Annotated in this window: 15 protein-coding genes; 4 read left to right on the top strand and 11 right to left on the bottom strand. The window is 64.3% G+C overall.

Annotation, left to right across the window (positions count from 1 at the left end; all coding sequences use genetic code 11):
* Nucleotides 1-36: 36 nt before the first annotated feature.
* The 4 genes from C5L14_RS18380 to C5L14_RS18365 all read right to left on the bottom strand — a co-directional run bounded on the left by C5L14_RS18380 (nucleotide 37) and on the right by C5L14_RS18365 (nucleotide 4018).
* Complete coding sequence (locus tag C5L14_RS18380) at nucleotides 37-888, bottom strand: carbohydrate ABC transporter permease (RefSeq protein WP_105863504.1); 852 nt, start codon at nucleotides 886-888, stop codon at nucleotides 37-39.
* Entirely contained in the window at nucleotides 885-1763 is an 879-nt protein-coding gene (locus C5L14_RS18375) for a carbohydrate ABC transporter permease (RefSeq protein WP_146126950.1), read from the bottom strand. The genes C5L14_RS18380 and C5L14_RS18375 overlap by 4 nt, the downstream gene beginning before the upstream one ends.
* 234 nt (nucleotides 1764-1997) lie before the next feature.
* On the bottom strand, nucleotides 1998-3266 hold the full coding sequence (locus tag C5L14_RS18370) for an ABC transporter substrate-binding protein (protein ID WP_181161228.1): 1269 nt from the start codon (nucleotides 3264-3266) through the stop codon (nucleotides 1998-2000).
* A gap of 77 nt (nucleotides 3267-3343) precedes the next feature.
* On the bottom strand, nucleotides 3344-4018 hold the full coding sequence (locus C5L14_RS18365) for a GntR family transcriptional regulator (protein WP_105863501.1): 675 nt from the start codon (nucleotides 4016-4018) through the stop codon (nucleotides 3344-3346).
* A 236-nt stretch (nucleotides 4019-4254) separates the two neighbouring features.
* Between C5L14_RS18365 and C5L14_RS18360 the strand changes: the two genes are divergently transcribed.
* A complete protein-coding gene (locus C5L14_RS18360) occupies nucleotides 4255-5355 on the top strand; it encodes a hypothetical protein (protein ID WP_105863500.1) in 1101 nt (366 codons plus the stop codon).
* A gap of 163 nt (nucleotides 5356-5518) precedes the next feature.
* On the opposite strand, the gene C5L14_RS18355 is transcribed toward C5L14_RS18360, so the two are convergent.
* Nucleotides 5519-5767, bottom strand: coding sequence for a GlsB/YeaQ/YmgE family stress response membrane protein (locus tag C5L14_RS18355; protein ID WP_105863499.1), 249 nt, complete (start codon nucleotides 5765-5767; stop codon nucleotides 5519-5521).
* 230 nt (nucleotides 5768-5997) lie between these two features.
* On the opposite strand from C5L14_RS18355, the gene C5L14_RS18350 reads away from it, so the two are divergent.
* Nucleotides 5998-6477 (top strand): YidB family protein, encoded by a 480-nt coding sequence (locus tag C5L14_RS18350; RefSeq protein WP_105863498.1) that lies wholly within the window; start codon nucleotides 5998-6000, stop codon nucleotides 6475-6477.
* A gap of 188 nt (nucleotides 6478-6665) precedes the next feature.
* Nucleotides 6666-8066, top strand: a complete 1401-nt coding sequence (gene ahcY / locus C5L14_RS18345) for an adenosylhomocysteinase (RefSeq protein ID WP_105863497.1) — start codon at nucleotides 6666-6668, stop codon at nucleotides 8064-8066.
* 87 nt (nucleotides 8067-8153) lie between these two features.
* On the opposite strand, the gene C5L14_RS18340 is transcribed toward ahcY, so the two are convergent.
* Nucleotides 8154-8894, bottom strand: coding sequence for a superoxide dismutase (locus C5L14_RS18340; RefSeq protein WP_105863662.1), 741 nt, complete (start codon nucleotides 8892-8894; stop codon nucleotides 8154-8156).
* 266 nt (nucleotides 8895-9160) lie between these two features.
* Between C5L14_RS18340 and C5L14_RS18335 the strand changes: the two genes are divergently transcribed.
* Nucleotides 9161-9583, top strand: coding sequence for an OsmC family protein (locus C5L14_RS18335; RefSeq protein ID WP_105863496.1), 423 nt, complete (start codon nucleotides 9161-9163; stop codon nucleotides 9581-9583).
* 41 nt (nucleotides 9584-9624) lie between these two features.
* Here the strand turns inward: C5L14_RS18335 and C5L14_RS18330 are convergent, their stop codons facing one another.
* The 5 genes from C5L14_RS18330 to C5L14_RS18310 form a co-directional block, all read right to left on the bottom strand.
* A complete protein-coding gene (locus C5L14_RS18330) occupies nucleotides 9625-10326 on the bottom strand; it encodes an ABC transporter ATP-binding protein (protein ID WP_105863495.1) in 702 nt (233 codons plus the stop codon).
* Complete coding sequence (locus C5L14_RS18325; RefSeq protein WP_181161227.1) at nucleotides 10323-11198, bottom strand: ATP-binding cassette domain-containing protein; 876 nt, start codon at nucleotides 11196-11198, stop codon at nucleotides 10323-10325. The genes C5L14_RS18330 and C5L14_RS18325 overlap by 4 nt, the downstream gene beginning before the upstream one ends.
* Complete coding sequence (locus tag C5L14_RS18320; RefSeq protein WP_105863493.1) at nucleotides 11191-12027, bottom strand: ABC transporter permease; 837 nt, start codon at nucleotides 12025-12027, stop codon at nucleotides 11191-11193. The genes C5L14_RS18325 and C5L14_RS18320 overlap by 8 nt, the downstream gene beginning before the upstream one ends.
* Nucleotides 12027-13085, bottom strand: a complete 1059-nt coding sequence (locus C5L14_RS18315; RefSeq protein ID WP_105863492.1) for an ABC transporter permease — start codon at nucleotides 13083-13085, stop codon at nucleotides 12027-12029. Before C5L14_RS18315 ends, C5L14_RS18320 begins: the two co-directional genes overlap by 1 nt.
* 95 nt (nucleotides 13086-13180) lie before the next feature.
* Nucleotides 13181-14764 (bottom strand): ABC transporter substrate-binding protein, encoded by a 1584-nt coding sequence (locus C5L14_RS18310; RefSeq protein ID WP_105863491.1) that lies wholly within the window; start codon nucleotides 14762-14764, stop codon nucleotides 13181-13183.
* Between the last annotated feature and the right edge of the window lie 165 nt (nucleotides 14765-14929).

Raw genomic sequence — 14929 nt, 5'->3', positions numbered from 1 at the left:
TCCGGTTGCAGAAGGAGAAAGGGGATGAATGGCGCATCAGCTCGTGGTTCCCAGGGCCAGGCCGCGGACGAAGTGCTTCTGCAGCATGAGGAACAGGATGAGCGTCGGCAGCGAAACGATCAGGGTGGCGGTGATGATGGTGGGCGCGTCGGCCTGGCCATAGAGGCTTTGCATACCGAGCAGGGCGACCTGGACGGGCCGGGCATCCGGCGAGCGCACCAGGATCATGCCGAAGAGCAGGTCGTTCCACACCCAGGTGAACTGCACCAGGGTCAGCATCAGGAAGGGCGCCTTGGCGAGCGGCATCATGATCTTCCAGAATACCTGCCAGCTCGAGGCGCCATCCATCTCCGCCGCCTCCTGGATGTCCCAGGGTACGGTGAGGAAGAAGCCGCGCATCACGAAGGTGGCGAAGGGAATGCAGATCGCGGTGTAGAAGGCGAACAGCCCGAGCTTGGTATCGTAGATGCCGAGGGCGATATAGCTCTTGAACAGCGGGATCAGATACATCTGCAGCGGGAAGATGGTGCCCGAATAGATGAACAGGAACCACGCCAGCCCCCGCGGCAGCTTCAGCCTGACGATGCCATAGGCGGCGAAGGCGGCGAGCAGCACGGCGAGGAGGGAACTCGCCGCGCCATAGATCAGCGAGTTGATGAAGCCGCCCTGGATTCCCTGCGCCCAGGCCTTGGCGATGTTGTCGAGGAGGTTGAAGCTGGTCGGCAGCTTGAGCGGGCCGCGGGTGTAGTCGGTGGCCGTCTTGAGCGTGTTCATCACAAGGAAGGCCATCGGCGACAGCCAGACCAGCGTTACCGCCAGCATGGCGCCCGAGGCCACGGTCTTCCTGAGGTCGCGCGGGGCCGCGGTGATCGTGCGTTGCCTGCTCATACCTGGCTTTCTCGCGCGAGCATGTTGCGCAGATAGAGATAGGAGAACACCAGCGAGAGCGCCGAGATCACCACGGCGACGGCGGAGGCGTAGCCCATCTTGAAATTGGCGAAACCCTCCTTGTACATGGTCACCGCCAGGGTTTCGGACATGCGGGCCGGCCCTCCGCCGGTCATCACCCAGATGGTGTCGAACACCTTGAAGGAGTTGATCACTGCCAGGAGCGAGGCGATCACCACATAGGGCATCAGCATGGGAATGATGATCCTGGTAGCCAGCACGAAGCCGCCCGCGCCGTCGAGCGTCGCCGCTTCCACCGGTTCCTTAGGCAGGTTCTGCAGGCCCACCAGGAAAATCATCACGTTGATGCCGGTCGCCTGCCAGGTATAGGCCCCGATCATCGCATAGGTGTTGTAGGGCTGGACATAGAGCCAGTTCACCTTGAGCGCCCCGAGGCCGATGGCGTCCAGCAGGATGTTGAGGGCGCCCTGGTCGCGCAGCACGAAGCCGAAGACGATGCCGGCGGCGGAGGCGGAGATGGTGGCGGGAATGTAGATGCAGATCTGCATCAGCTTCGCGCCCTTCAGCCCCGAAATCGCATAGGCGAAGAAGAAGCCGAGCCCGACCGGCAGCACCACGCCCAGCACCATCCAGCGCAGCGTGTTGACGAAGGGACGGGTGAAATTGGTGTCCGCCACCAGCTTGAAGAAATTGGCGAGGCCGACGAAGCGTGGTGCCGTCATGCCGTTCCAGTCGGTGAAGGCAAGCAGGGTGGTGTAGAGCATCGGCAGGATCAGGAAGACGCCCACCATCAGGGCCGCGGGAGCGACATAGAGATAGGCTTCGCGCTGCTTGTGGTCGGACAGGGGAGTCATGATCGCTGCGTCGGGCTTCTTGTTCGAGGTCAGGCGGGGGCATCGCTGGTTTTTTCCGAGCGGCACGAGGACATGCACGCTCAGTTCGCCCTTAGATCGGCAACGGCAATGCACTCCCCGTTGTCATGCCCGGGCTCGGATCCGGGCCTCCAGCCCTCAAAGGGCCTTGCCCGTGCGGGAAAGCCGGCTGGATTGCCGGGACAGGCCCGGCAATGGCAAAGGTCGCGCTTTCTCTCACGGTTTGGGTTGGGCCGCCCAGTAATCGTCCGCGATCTTCTGCAGGTTCTGCATCACCTCCGGAGCGGAATTCGGATCAAGCACGAATTTGGAGATCTCGTCGACGGCCGCCTCGGCGATCGGCGAGGGCGTGGATTCCCAGTAGCGGCCGAGCAGCTTGTAATTGCCCTTGGCCACGGTGTCGTTGAGCTTGGCGACTTCCTTGTCGGCCGGCAGCTTGGCATCGCTGTTGGCGACGAGGAAACCGGTGAGGTCGGCCCAGCGCTGCTCGCCTTCCTTGCTCATCCAATAGGCTGCAGCCTTCACCGCGGTGTCATGCGTGTCGGAATTCTTCGACACCAGCAGCGGTCCTGCCTCGAAGATCACGCTCGGCGGCAGGCTGGCGGTCTTGTTGGGCAGCACGAACAGGCCCCAGTCCCGCCCTTCGATGGTGCCGGCCTTGGTGACGGTGTCGGCGAACCAGGTGCCGACCAGCATGTGCACGACCTTCCCCTGGGCGAAGGAGTTGTTCATGCTGTCGCCGGTGGTGAAGCCGAAGGGCGAGGTGCCGTCATCCATCCAGCCCTTGCTCATCCAGTCCTTCCAGGTGGCGAAGGCCGCCACGACCTGTGGATCGGTATATTTAGCCTTGCCGGCCATCAGCTTGACGTAGAAATCCGGATCGGACCGCACCAGGAATTCGGAGAACCAGATGAAGGCGGGCCACCGCCCCTCGATGGTCTGGCCGATCGGCACCTTGCCGGCGGCCTTGATCTTGGCAAGGTTGCCTTCCAGTTCTTCCCAGGTCTTGGGAACCTCGAGGCCGAGCTCCTTGTAGACGTTCTTGTTGTAGAACATCGCCCAATAGGCGACATTGTTGGGCACGGCGTAGATCTTGCCGTCGAAGGAAAAGGCATCGGCGACTTCCTGCTTGACCTTGCCTTCGGCCAGCAGCGGCTTCCAGATCGCGGTCAGGTCCTCCAGCAGGCCGGCCTCCACCAGATCCTTCATGCGGTAGCCCGACCACCAGGTGAACATGCCGGGCGCGGAGGGCGTCGGCAGGGCGGCCCTCACGGCGGCCTGGTAATTGGTGGTATCGCCGAAGGGAGTGACGAGCCAACTCGCGGTAGGGTCGTCCTTGCCATAGGCTTCGAAATTGGCCTGCCAGCCGGCTTTGTCATGCGACACCGTCAGCTGTGGCTTGTCGGCGGCGTGGCTCACCGGAGCCAGCAATCCCGCGGCGAGCAGGCCGGCAACGGCCGCCGCACGTAGCTTGGTGAAGATCATGGGTTCCCTCCTGCCTGCGGTCATTGCCGCAGCCCTGGTTTTGTCGTTATGGCGGCCACCTTTGCGGCGGCTCTGGTTCAAGGCGCGCGCGTGACGAAACTGTCGAGCGCCTGAAGAATCGTGCGCAGATGATTGCGCATCGCGATGACGGTGGCGTCCTCGTCGCCAGCCGCAAGGCCGGCAAGGATGTCGCGATGTTCGGCGATGATGGCTTCCAGCCGGTTCGGCCAGTTCACGGTGACGAAGCGCAGCCGATTGAGATGGGCCTTCATGTCCTCCAGCTCGTCCGCGGCGGCGAGACAGTCGACCGTTGCGAAAATACGGCGATGGAAGGCTTCGTCCAGTTCATAGAAGCGGCGCACATCCTTGCGGCTCGCCGCGAATTCCTGTTCGTCGACGATGCCTGCCAGCGCATCGAGATCAGCTTGGTTCGCCGCCTGACAGGCCCTGCGGCTGACCTCCACCTCGACGACCTCGCGGATCAGCTGGGCGGCCTTGACCTTCTCGACCCGGATCGGCGCCACCACCGTGCCGCTCTGGGGAAAGATCTCGACCAGACCGAGATTGGCGAGGCGCAGCAGGGCCTCGCGTACCGGTGTGCGCGATACGGAAAGGCTGGCGGCGATCTCGGCTTCACGAATCGGCTGCTGAGGCCTGAGCACGCCGAGTACGATGTCGCTGCGCAACATCTCATAGACATTGGTTGCGGTGGAGCGCGGCCTCACATTCGCATGTCGCAGCGTGTCCAGCATGATGGGTGGCTCCGGTGATCGGTCCCTGCGTGGCGTTGATTAATATATTAGTGCATTGATATGGTTGCAAGCGTCTTCTTGAAGGTGACCGAGATATCCTGGCAGGACAAACCGGTGACCCCCGCAACGTCGGCCTGTTGCGTCCGTCCGAGTTTGGATCATACTGACGGTGCAAGAACTCTATCCTGTTGTTTTGACACGAATAAAAACCAGCCGATTCAGGGGAGACGCAGTCGATGGCCGCCGATGAAGAGTTTGTCACGGTCGAAGCGCGCGGCATCCGCGTGACTGTGGATCTTGCGGTCGGGCATATCCGGGAACTCGTGGTGGAGCGCGACGGGCGCCAGGTCGCGCCGCTGCACCGCGCCCCCTGGCTCGAGGAAACGCATGCCGCCGATACGCCGGCCCATCTGCAGCGCCTGTCGGGCGATTTCCTGTGCGCCCCTTTCGGCCTGAGCGATATCGATGGCTCGCCGGCCCATGGCTGGCCGGCGAATTCGGCCTGGAAACACGTGGAAACCCGCGCTGTCGATGGCGGGCGCCAGGCCCGCTTCGAGCTGGAAAAAAGGGTGATGGGGGCGCGTGTCGTCAAGGAGTTCACCCTGCGCGACGGCCATCCCTTTCTCTATCAGCGCCATCTGTTCCAGGGAGGCGACGGCGCCGTCTCCGTGGGCCTGCACATGATGGTGTCGCTGCCGCAGGGCGGCCATCTGAGCTTTTCGCCCAAGCGTTTCGTCGAGACGCCTGCCGATCCGCAGGAGGCCGATCCGCTCAGAGGGCGCTCGGCCCTGGTCTATCCCGCGCGCTTCAGCGATCTCAAGAAGGCTCCCCTTGCCGATGGCGGCACGGCCAATCTCAGCTGCTATCCCTTCGACCGCAACCACGAGGATTGCGTGATGATGCCCGAGGCGCCGGGCCGGGAACTCGCCTGGGGCGCTGCGCTGCGCCACCGGGAGGCGGATCTGGTGCTTAGCCTGAAGCGGCCGGAAGACTTTCCCTCCACCCTGTTGTGGATGAGCAATGGCGGCCGCTACTACAGTCCCTGGAACAGCCGCCATCGCGGCGTGCTCGGCCTTGAGGAAGTGCGAACCTATCTATTGGCTGGCCACAAGGCCTCGATCGAGCCGAACGACTACAGCGAACAGGGCATCGCGACCTCGATCAGCCTGACGCCGTCGAGCGAGGTCGACCTGCGGCAGGCCATCGGCATCATGCCGGTGCCGGCGGGATGGGACAGGGTGACGGAGGTGGAGGCACGCGCCGAGAGGCTGGCGGTGCTGTCCGATGTCGGCGAATTCAGCGTGCCCTACGACCCGGCCTTCGTGCTGCATCGCTGACGCGTTTTGGGATGTGATGCGATCGCCTCGGACGCGAGGACGCATGCCGGCGAGGATCTGAAACGGACCGCGCTTCGCCAAGCGCTCTTGGCTCCAAGGACTCTTGGCTCCAAAGAAAAAGGCCGGTCGACCGGCCTTTCAGTACAGTGTGATCCTGGCAAGGTCAGCGCCGGGCCAGGGCGTTGTAGCCCACCAGCACGATGATCGAACCGGCAATGGCGATGAGAATGCTGCCGATATTGATGCCATCGACGGTACCGATGCCCATGGCCTTGGCGATGAACCCGCCGACGAGTGCGCCGATAATGCCGATCACGATATCCATCAGCAAACCGGAACCCGATTTGTTGACGACCTTGCTGCCGATAAAGCCCGCGATCAAGCCCAGAATAATCCAAGACAAGATACCCATGGAGTCGCCTTTCCCTCGTGGCGGATAACAGATCCGAATCTTACCATTAAACGATCGTAGGGTGACAAATTCTTTTGGCAAGGTCTAACCTGCCGTAAGGCAAACTAATCTCGGAAAAAATTTTGCCGCATTCATTGTTGTAAAATGCTTGTCGTCGGAGACAGGATACACAAGACTAGAGGCGACCGCGGCTATCGCGGCACCCTATTCCTACACGAGGAGACGCAGACATGGGCCTTTTCGACACTGCCGTGAACGATGCGGTGCCACAGAACAATTTCACCAAGCCGCTGATCATCGCGGCCGGCGCGCTTCTGCTCGCGAAATGGCTGAAGGGGGGCAGCAGCGATGAGGCCCAGCCCGAAACGCAGGCCTCCAGCCCTGCTCCGGCTCCGGCGCCGTCTGCGCAGCAGGCGGATACCTCCGGCGATGGCGGATTGCTCGGCGGCCTTGGCGGCCTGCTGGAGAAATTCCAGCAATCGGGCCATGGCGACGTGATCAATTCCTGGATCGGAGGAGGGCAGAATCAGCCCATCCAGCCGGGCCAGCTCGGGCAGGTCCTCGGTCAGGACACGCTGAACAACCTCGCCCAGAAGGCGGGGGTCAATCCCAACGACCTGCTCGGCCAGCTCGCGCAGCATTTGCCCGAGATCATCAACAAGCTGACGCCGAATGGTCGCCTCCCCACGCGGGAAGAGCTCGGCCAGTAAGGCACGGCCTGCCGGAGCACGGCATCGGATCGAAACAGGGGCGGGCGGTTTGGCCCGCCCCTTTTGCGTGGTGCCGGGCGGAGAGGGAGGCACACCCGGCCTATCACATAAAGAAATCCTTATATCCTTATTGCCGACAACGGCCGATTGTGCTAGACGCCCGCCATGTCAAATGCGGGAAGCATCGAATGAGCACGCACGATTACATCGTCAAGGATATCGGTCTGGCCGATTGGGGCCGTAAGGAAATCGAGATCGCCGAGAGCGAAATGCCGGGCCTGATGGCCACGCGCGCCGAATATGGCCCGCGCCAGGTGCTCAAGGGCGCCCGCATCGCCGGCTCGCTGCACATGACCATCCAAACGGCCGTGCTGATCGAGACGCTGAAGGCCCTCGGCGCCGACGTGCGCTGGGCGTCCTGCAACATCTACTCGACCCAGGACCACGCCGCCGCGGCCATCGCCGCCGCCGGCACGCCGGTCTTCGCCGTCAAGGGCGAGACGCTGGAAGAATATTGGGAATACACCCACAAGATCTTCGAATGGGCCGATGGCGGCACGCCCAATTTGATCCTCGACGATGGCGGCGACGCCACCATGCTGATGCATCTGGGCCTGCGCGCCGAGAAGGGCGACACCGCCTTCCTCGACGGCGCCACCAATGAGGAAGAGGAAGTCGTCTTCGCCGCGATCAAGAAGCGCCTCACCACGCATCCGGGCTGGTACACCAAGAATGCGCTCGCCATCCGCGGCGTGACCGAGGAGACCACCACGGGCGTGCATCGCCTCTACGAGATGGCCAAGAAGGGCACGCTGCTGTTCCCCGCCATCAACGTGAACGACTCGGTGACCAAGTCGAAGTTCGACAATCTCTATGGCTGCCGCGAATCGCTGGTGGACGGCATCCGCCGCGGCACCGACGTGATGATGGCCGGCAAGATCGCCATGGTCGCCGGCTTCGGCGACGTCGGCAAGGGCTCGGCTGCCTCGCTGCGCAATGCCGGCTGCCGCGTGCTGGTTTCGGAAGTCGATCCGATCTGCGCCCTGCAGGCTGCGATGGAAGGCTATGAAGTCGTCACCATGGAGCAGGCTGCCCCGCGCGCCGACATCTTCGTGACCGCCACCGGCAATGTCGACGTCATCACCATCGACCATATGCGCGCCATGAAGGACCGCGCCATCGTCTGCAACATCGGTCACTTCGACAGCGAGATCCAGGTCGCCAGCCTGCGCAACCTGAAGTGGACCAATGTGAAGCCGCAGGTCGACGAGATCCAGTTCGCCGACGGCCATCGCATCATCCTCCTGTCGGAGGGCCGCCTGGTCAATCTCGGCAACGCCACCGGCCATCCCTCCTTCGTGATGTCGGCCTCCTTCACCAACCAGACGCTGGCCCAGATCGAGCTGTGGACCAATCCCAGCCAATACGGCAAGCAGGTCTACACGCTGCCCAAGCATCTGGACGAGAAGGTCGCCTCGCTCCACCTCGCCAAGGTCGGCGCCACCCTGACCAAGCTCACCGACAAGCAGTCGGCCTATATCGGCGTGAACCAGAACGGCCCGTTCAAGCCGGAACTCTACCGTTACTGAGTTCGCGCAGCGCGCCCGCATTCCAGCCCCTCCCGCAGCCGCGGGGAGGGCTTTTTGCTATCTGTTCTCTCGTGCCCGCTACGAACGTCAGATCACCAGCTTGCCTTGCTTCGCGAGCGCATAGCGTTCCCCGATCTTGCGCCAGTCGACCACCTTCCACCACGCCTTGAGGTAATCGGGCCGGCGGTTGCGATAGGTCAGGTAATAGGCGTGTTCCCACACATCGTTGCCGAAGAGCACGCGCTTGCCGTCCATCAGCGGCGTATCCTGGTTGGGCCTGGTATCGAGGGCGAGCTTGCCCTCGCCCGTCACCGTGACGAACACCCAGCCTGAGCCGAAGACCTTGGCGCCGGCGGCACCGAACGCTTCCTGCAGCTTGGCGACATCGCCGAAATCGCGCTCGATGGCGGCGAGGACGTCGCCTTCGGGCTCGCCGCCCTTGGCGCCCATGATCTGCCAGAACATGGTGTGGTTGACATGGCCGCCCAGATTGTTGCGCACCGCCTGGCGAACGCCCTGCGGCACCTTGTCCAGACCGGCCAGGATATCGGGATAGCTGAGATCTGCCAGCGACGGCTCCTGTTTCAGCGCCGCGTTGAAATTGCTGACATAGGCCTGATGGTGCTTGTCGTGATGCAGCGTCATGGTTTCGGCATCGATGATGGGCGTCAAAGCCGCGGCCTCATAGGGGAGAGGCGGCAGTTCGGCCGGGCCTTTCGGGCCGGCGGAAGCCGAGGCAGCGGCGCCTGCGGGAGCGGTTCCGGCACCGGCCGCCAAGGCGATGCCTGTCGCGGACGCAAGGAGGGTGCGACGGTTCAGCATGGTCAAGGTCATTGAAAATGTCTCCGGCCTGTTGAATGAAGAAAGCAATACGGCGAGCGCCTGCAGCCAGGCGCTGGAACCGCGCCGAGGCTAGAGCGGTAATTTGGTGGCACCATGGCCGGAAGGCTGAACCGTCTCCGCCTATCGCTAAACGCGGGAGTGCGAAGTTCGTTCGTGCCCCCCGCCGAAGGCCTGGACGTGTCGGCAGGTGGCTGTTTGCTCCGGCATCGCGTTGGGGGCATCCGGTCGCAAAACGCCTTGAGGAGAACGGTATGTCGGTTGTCAAAGTGAAGCCGAGGCAGACGGGGGCGACGGCCGTGCTCTCCCGCCTGGGACAGCCGGTGGTGACATCGGTCACCGGCGGCGAGATCGGTGTGGTCACCCGTCCCTCGGAGGCCGGCTTCAATCCGCTCGACCTGCTCTATGCCTCCTTGTCGGCCTGCCTCGTGCTCAGCGCCCGCATCGCTGCCAGCAATCTCGGCGTGCTCGACAGGCTCGGCGAGGTCCGCGCCGAGGTGAAGGGCGAAAAGGCCGCAGACGAACCTTCGCGGATCGAACGCTTCCATGTCGCGATCGAGGTCGGCGGCGATTTCGACGAGGCGACCAAGGCGGCGATCATTGCCGATGCGGAGCGGATCTGCACCGTCAGCAACACGCTCAAGGGCAATCCGATCCTGGTCAAAACAAAGGGTTAGAGAGAAAGGGCGATTCAGGGAAATCGCCCTTTCTCCAAGTTTCAGCCGCGTGCCAGATCCTGGCGGTCGAGCAGCGCCTCGATCCGGCCGCCCGCCATGCGTGCCGCCCTGTCGCACATATGGCCGATCACGTCGGGATCATGGCTCACCAGCACCAGCGTCATGCCATGGCGCCGCTTGAGATCGTTGAGCAGATTGAGGATGCCGGCCTGTACCGAGATGTCGAGCGCCGAGGTCGGCTCGTCGAGCAGCAGCAGGCGGGGTTCGAGCAGCAGCGCCCGGGCGATGGCCACGCGCTGGCGCTGGCCGCCGGACAACTGGTGCGGATAGCGGCCGGCGATCTCGGCGGCGAGGCCGACATCGGCCAGGCTGCTCCTGACACGGCGGGGAATATCGGCCAGCCCCCGTATTTCCAGCGGTTCGCCGAGCACGCGCGCGACCGTGTGGCGCGGGTGCAGCGAGGCATAGGGATCCTGGAATACCATCTGAATGTCGCGCCGCAGCGTGCCGTCGATGGCGTGCCCCGGTTGCAGGGGATGCCCGAATGCCGAGATCCTGCCCTGCCAGTTCAGGTTCAGTCCGGCAATGACGCGCAGCACCGTGCTCTTGCCGCAGCCCGACGGGCCGACCAGGCCGAAAGTCTCGCCCGGCTCTACGGCAAAGCTCACCCCGCGCACGGCGGCAAAGCTTCGGCCGCGGCGCTGGAAGGTGACCTCCAGATCATCGATCGACAGCGCCGTCATGGCCGTGCATCCCCCGGGTAAGGCGCTTGCGGCGTGTCGGGCGCCGGCAGGCGGGTGCCGTAGGTCGCCGCCGAGGGCCGGGCCTGCCACAGGCCGCGCGTATAAGGTTGTGTTGCCTGGGCGAGTTGATTGGCCGGGAGGGCATCGACGATCGAGCCCCGGCGCATCACCAGGACGCGGTCGGCAAAGTGGGAAACCTGCTGCAGGTCGTGACTGATCAGCAGCAGGCCCATGCCACGCTCGCGCGCCAGGCGTTCGATCAAGGCGAGAATTTGATCGCGTACGACATGGTCGAGCGCGGAAGTCGGCTCGTCGGCGATCAGCAACTCGGGTTCGCCGATCAGCATGGCGGCGATCATCACGCGCTGGCCCATGCCGCCGGAGAGTTCGGCCGGCAGGCTGGCATAGATACGTTCCGGATCGTCGAGCCCGACGTCAGCGAGCATGGCGAGGGCCTTTCGCCGCCGTTCTGCCTTGGGCAGGCGGCCATGCAGCAGCAGGACTTCCTCCACCTGGCGGCCGATACGGTGAGCCGGATTGAGCGAGAATTTCGGATCCTGCAGCACCAGGCCGATGCGCCGGCCACGCAGGCGCTGCCAGCCCCGGGCATCGAGGCCGGCGAGATCCGTCTCGCCCAGCCTCAGCCCGGCGGCGCGTGCTGCAAGGCTGGTCGGCAGCAGGCCCATGATGGCCCGGGCGGTGAGGGACTTGCCCGAGCCGGATTCGCCGACGATCGCCACTTTCTCGCGTCCGACCGTGAAGGAGATGCCGTGCACGAGCTGGCGGGGCAGTGTCCCGGCCTCTTCGTCCCGGACCGTCCTGTCCCTGGTCTCGACAACAAGATCTTCGACCTGCAGCAAGCTATCAGTCATGACGCGGATCCAGGATATCGCGCAACCCATCACCCAGCAGGTTCAGGGCAAGGCTGGTGACGAAGATGGCGAGGCCCGGCGCGGCGGCAATCCACCACTGGTCGAAGATGACCTTGGTGCCGTCCGCCACCATCGATCCCCATTCGGCCATGGGCGGGCGCACGCCGAGGCCGAGGAAACCCAGGCCCGCCGCGGCGAGGATGATGCCGGCGAGGTCGAGCGCCAGGCGGATGATGGCCGAGGGCAGCACGAGCGGCAGCACATGGCCGAGAAGCAGGCGCGGCCCCCTGATGCCGACCATGGACGCGGCGGCGAGATAGTCGCTGCGCGCCAGGGCGGCGGTTTCCACCCTGGCGAGCCGGGCATAAGCGGGCCAGCTCGTCAGGGCCAAAGCGAGGGCGCCATTGACCAGGCCGGGGCCGAGAATGGCGACGAAGGCGAAGGCCAGCACCAGGCGCGGGAAGGACATCACGATGTCGGTCAGGCGCATCAGTACCCGCTCGGTAAGGCCGCCGAAAAAGCCGGCGAGCAGCCCGACCGCCACGCCGAGCGGGGCCATCAGCACGGTGACCAGGGCGATCAGCAGCAGGGTCGGCTGGGCGCCGTAGATCAGGCGCGAAAGCAGGTCGCGCCCGAAGCCGTCCGTGCCGAGCCAATGCTGCCAGGACGGGGCGGCGAGGCGGATGGCGCTGTCCTGCAGGTCGGGATCGTAGGGGGCGATCAGCGGGGCTGCCAGCGCCATGAAGACGAGCAGGACGAGTACGCTCGTCCCGATCAGAGCGGATGGCGAACGGCGCAGGGCCGACAGGACGGAGGCAAGAAAGGCCATCAGCCGCGCTCCGCCAATGCGGCCGGATCGACCCGGGTGACGAGCAGGTCGGTAAGGCTGTTGAGCAGCACGAAGGCCATGCCGATCGCCAAAGTGGAGCCCAGAATGGCGGCGGTATCGCCGGCGAACATGGCGACGGTGAGATAGCGCCCGATGCCCGGCCAGGCGAACACCGTCTCGGTGAGCACCGCGCCCTCCAGCAGGCTGGCATAGGCAAGGGCGACCACGGTGATCAGCGTGCCGGCCACATTGGGCAGGATATGGACCAGCACCACGCGCAGGCTCCCGGCTCCCTTGGCGCGGGCGGTGAGCACATATTCCTTGGAAAGCTGATCGAGAATGGCGGCGCGCGTCAGCCTCGAAATACCGGCCATGGCATAGAGGGCGAGAACCGCCGTCGGCAAGGCGAGATGGGCGAGGGCACTGCGCAGGGCACCCGGCGTTCCCGAAAGCCAGGCGTCGATCAGCGCGAAACCGGTGATCGGCTTCATGGTGTATTGGAAGACGATGTCGAGGCGGCCCGGTCCAGGCGCCCAGTGCAGGCGGGCATAGAACAGCAGCAGAAAGATCAGGCCGAGCCAGAAGATCGGCGTGGAATAGCCGATCAGCGACAACAGGCGGGCGATGGTGTCGACCAGGCCGCGCGGCCGCAGCGCGGCCAGGACGCCGAGGGCCAGGCCGAGTGTGGCGCCGATCAGCGCCGCGGCGGTGGCGAGTTCAAGCGTCGCGCTGAAGGTGCGCAGGATGTCGGAGCGGACAGGCTGGCCCGTCGCGGTGGCCATGCCGAGATCGCCTTGGACGACATGGCCGAGATAGCGCAGGAACTGCATCACCAGCGGTTGGTCTAGTCCGAGTTCGCGGCGCGCGGCCTCGTAGCTCGACTGGCTGGCGTGATCGCCGACCTGCTGCAGGGCGGGATCGATGCCCGAAAGCCGGGTCAGGATGAAGGTGACGACGATCAGGCCGAACAATGTGAGCACGACGGACAGCAGCCAGCGCAGCAGCCTGAGCACCGGGCGGAGGAAGGGCCTGGCGCCCGGCGTTTCATCAGCTTGCATCGTCGATCCTGGAGGTGGCGCGGATCTTATGAGCGGGCACCCTGGGAGGGAAGAGTGTCTCGTTCCAATCCCGACGATCGGAGAGAGACATCAAGTCACTTCTCGACCTGATCGTAATAGACCTGGTCGGCGTTGAGGCCCTGGGCATATCCCTTGACGGCCTTGCTGAGCACCACCTGGTCGCTGCCCTGGAACATCAGCACATAGGGGGCGCTCTTCTGGAGCTTGCGCTGGAGGTCCTCATAGAGGGCGGCGCGCTTGGCCGGATCCTGCTCCTTCACCGCGGCGGCCGTCTCGTCGCTGAGTTCGGGGATCACCCATCCGGCCTGCTTGGCGATGGTGTTATACTTGTTGTCGCGGTTGACGGCGAAGGCGCTGGCATTGGAATGCGGATCGAAATAGTCCGGAATCCAGTAGCGCAGCGTGAATTCATACTGGCCCGAGCGGCCCTTGGCATAGATGTCGCTGGCGACGCCGGGCTGGATGTCAAGCGTGAGGCCAGCCTGGCCGAAGGTCTGCTGCAGGGATTGGGCGATCTGCAGATAGGGCTCTTCGTTGAAGACGGGGAAGGCGATCTTGGTCGGGCCGATGCCGGCATCGGCCAGGATCTTCTTGGCCCTGGCGACATCGAGCTTGTAGGGATTGTCGTTCAGCGCTCCCGGGAAACCGGTGGGCAGGAAGGCCTGGTGCACCTGCGATTGGCCGCGCAGGAGGTTCTTGGCGATGCCGTCATAGTCGACGAGATAGCGAGCGGCCTCCCAGAAGGCCGGATTGCCGAGGGCGGCATTGGCCTTGGTGTTGATCAGGAGATAGTCCGAACGGGCCGAGGGTACGGCGAGCACGTTGAGCTTGCCCTCCTTCTTGAGGGCGTCGATCTGGTCGGCGCCCAGGCCGCGGGCGATGTCGATGTCACCCTGTTCGACCAGGAGGCGGCGGGCGGCCGCATCAGGCACATTGCGCAGGATCACGCCCTGCAGCTTGGGAGCACCGCCCGGCGAGGCCGGGTTGGCGTCCAGCACCAGCGCTTCATGCGCGGTATAGGTGTTGATCTTGAAGGCGCCGCTGCCGGCCGAGTGCGACTTCAGCCAGCCATTGCCGAAATCGCCATTGGCAGCCTGCGCAGAGACCGTGGCTTCGTCGACGATGGAGGCGATCGGCGCGGTCAGGATGGCGAGCACGAAGGCGGGGCCGACATCGGCCTGCCAGGTCAGCTTGACCTTGCCGTCATCCGTCTTGGTGGCGGACTTGTCGACATTCTCCGCGTTCCAGCCGAGTTCGCCCAGGATGAAGGCGGGCGACTTGTTGAGCTTCACGGCCCGGGAGAAGGAGAAGATCACGTCCTCCGGGCGCACGGGATTGCCCGAGGCGAATTTCGCATCCTTGGCCAGGGTGAAGGTCAGGCTCTTGCCGTCGCTGCCGGCCTCCCAGGCGGTGGCGAGAGCGGGCTCGATGCGGGTTCCGTCCTGCCGGTTCGACTGCACGAGGCGCTGATACAGGGCATTGAACGCCTGTACCGTCGTCAATTCGAAGCCTTCGGCCGGGTCGAAGCTGACGGCATCGTCGATCGACTGGCCGACCACCAGCAGACCGGGCGGCGTTTCGGCCTGCGCCGTGGCCACCAGCATGGTCGACAGGCCGGCCAGCATGGCGATGCCCGCCTTGTTCCAGAACTTACCCATTTCATACCTCATGACAGCCGAACTGCGGTGAATGTTGCGGTTTGCGGCCCTGCGGCCGGACGATTAGGCAAGCCGGTTGCAACGGTCAATATCTTTCTATCAATTCTGTAGACTATAAATCCCGAGCCGTTGCGGCTGGCTGGTCGATCACGAAATTTCGGCTTC

Source organism: Labrys okinawensis (assembly GCF_002982075.1).
Taxonomy (GTDB): domain Bacteria; phylum Pseudomonadota; class Alphaproteobacteria; order Rhizobiales; family Labraceae; genus Labrys; species Labrys okinawensis_A.
The sequence above is the reverse complement of the archived record's forward strand: the minus strand, read 5'-3'. Positions and strand labels throughout refer to the sequence as shown.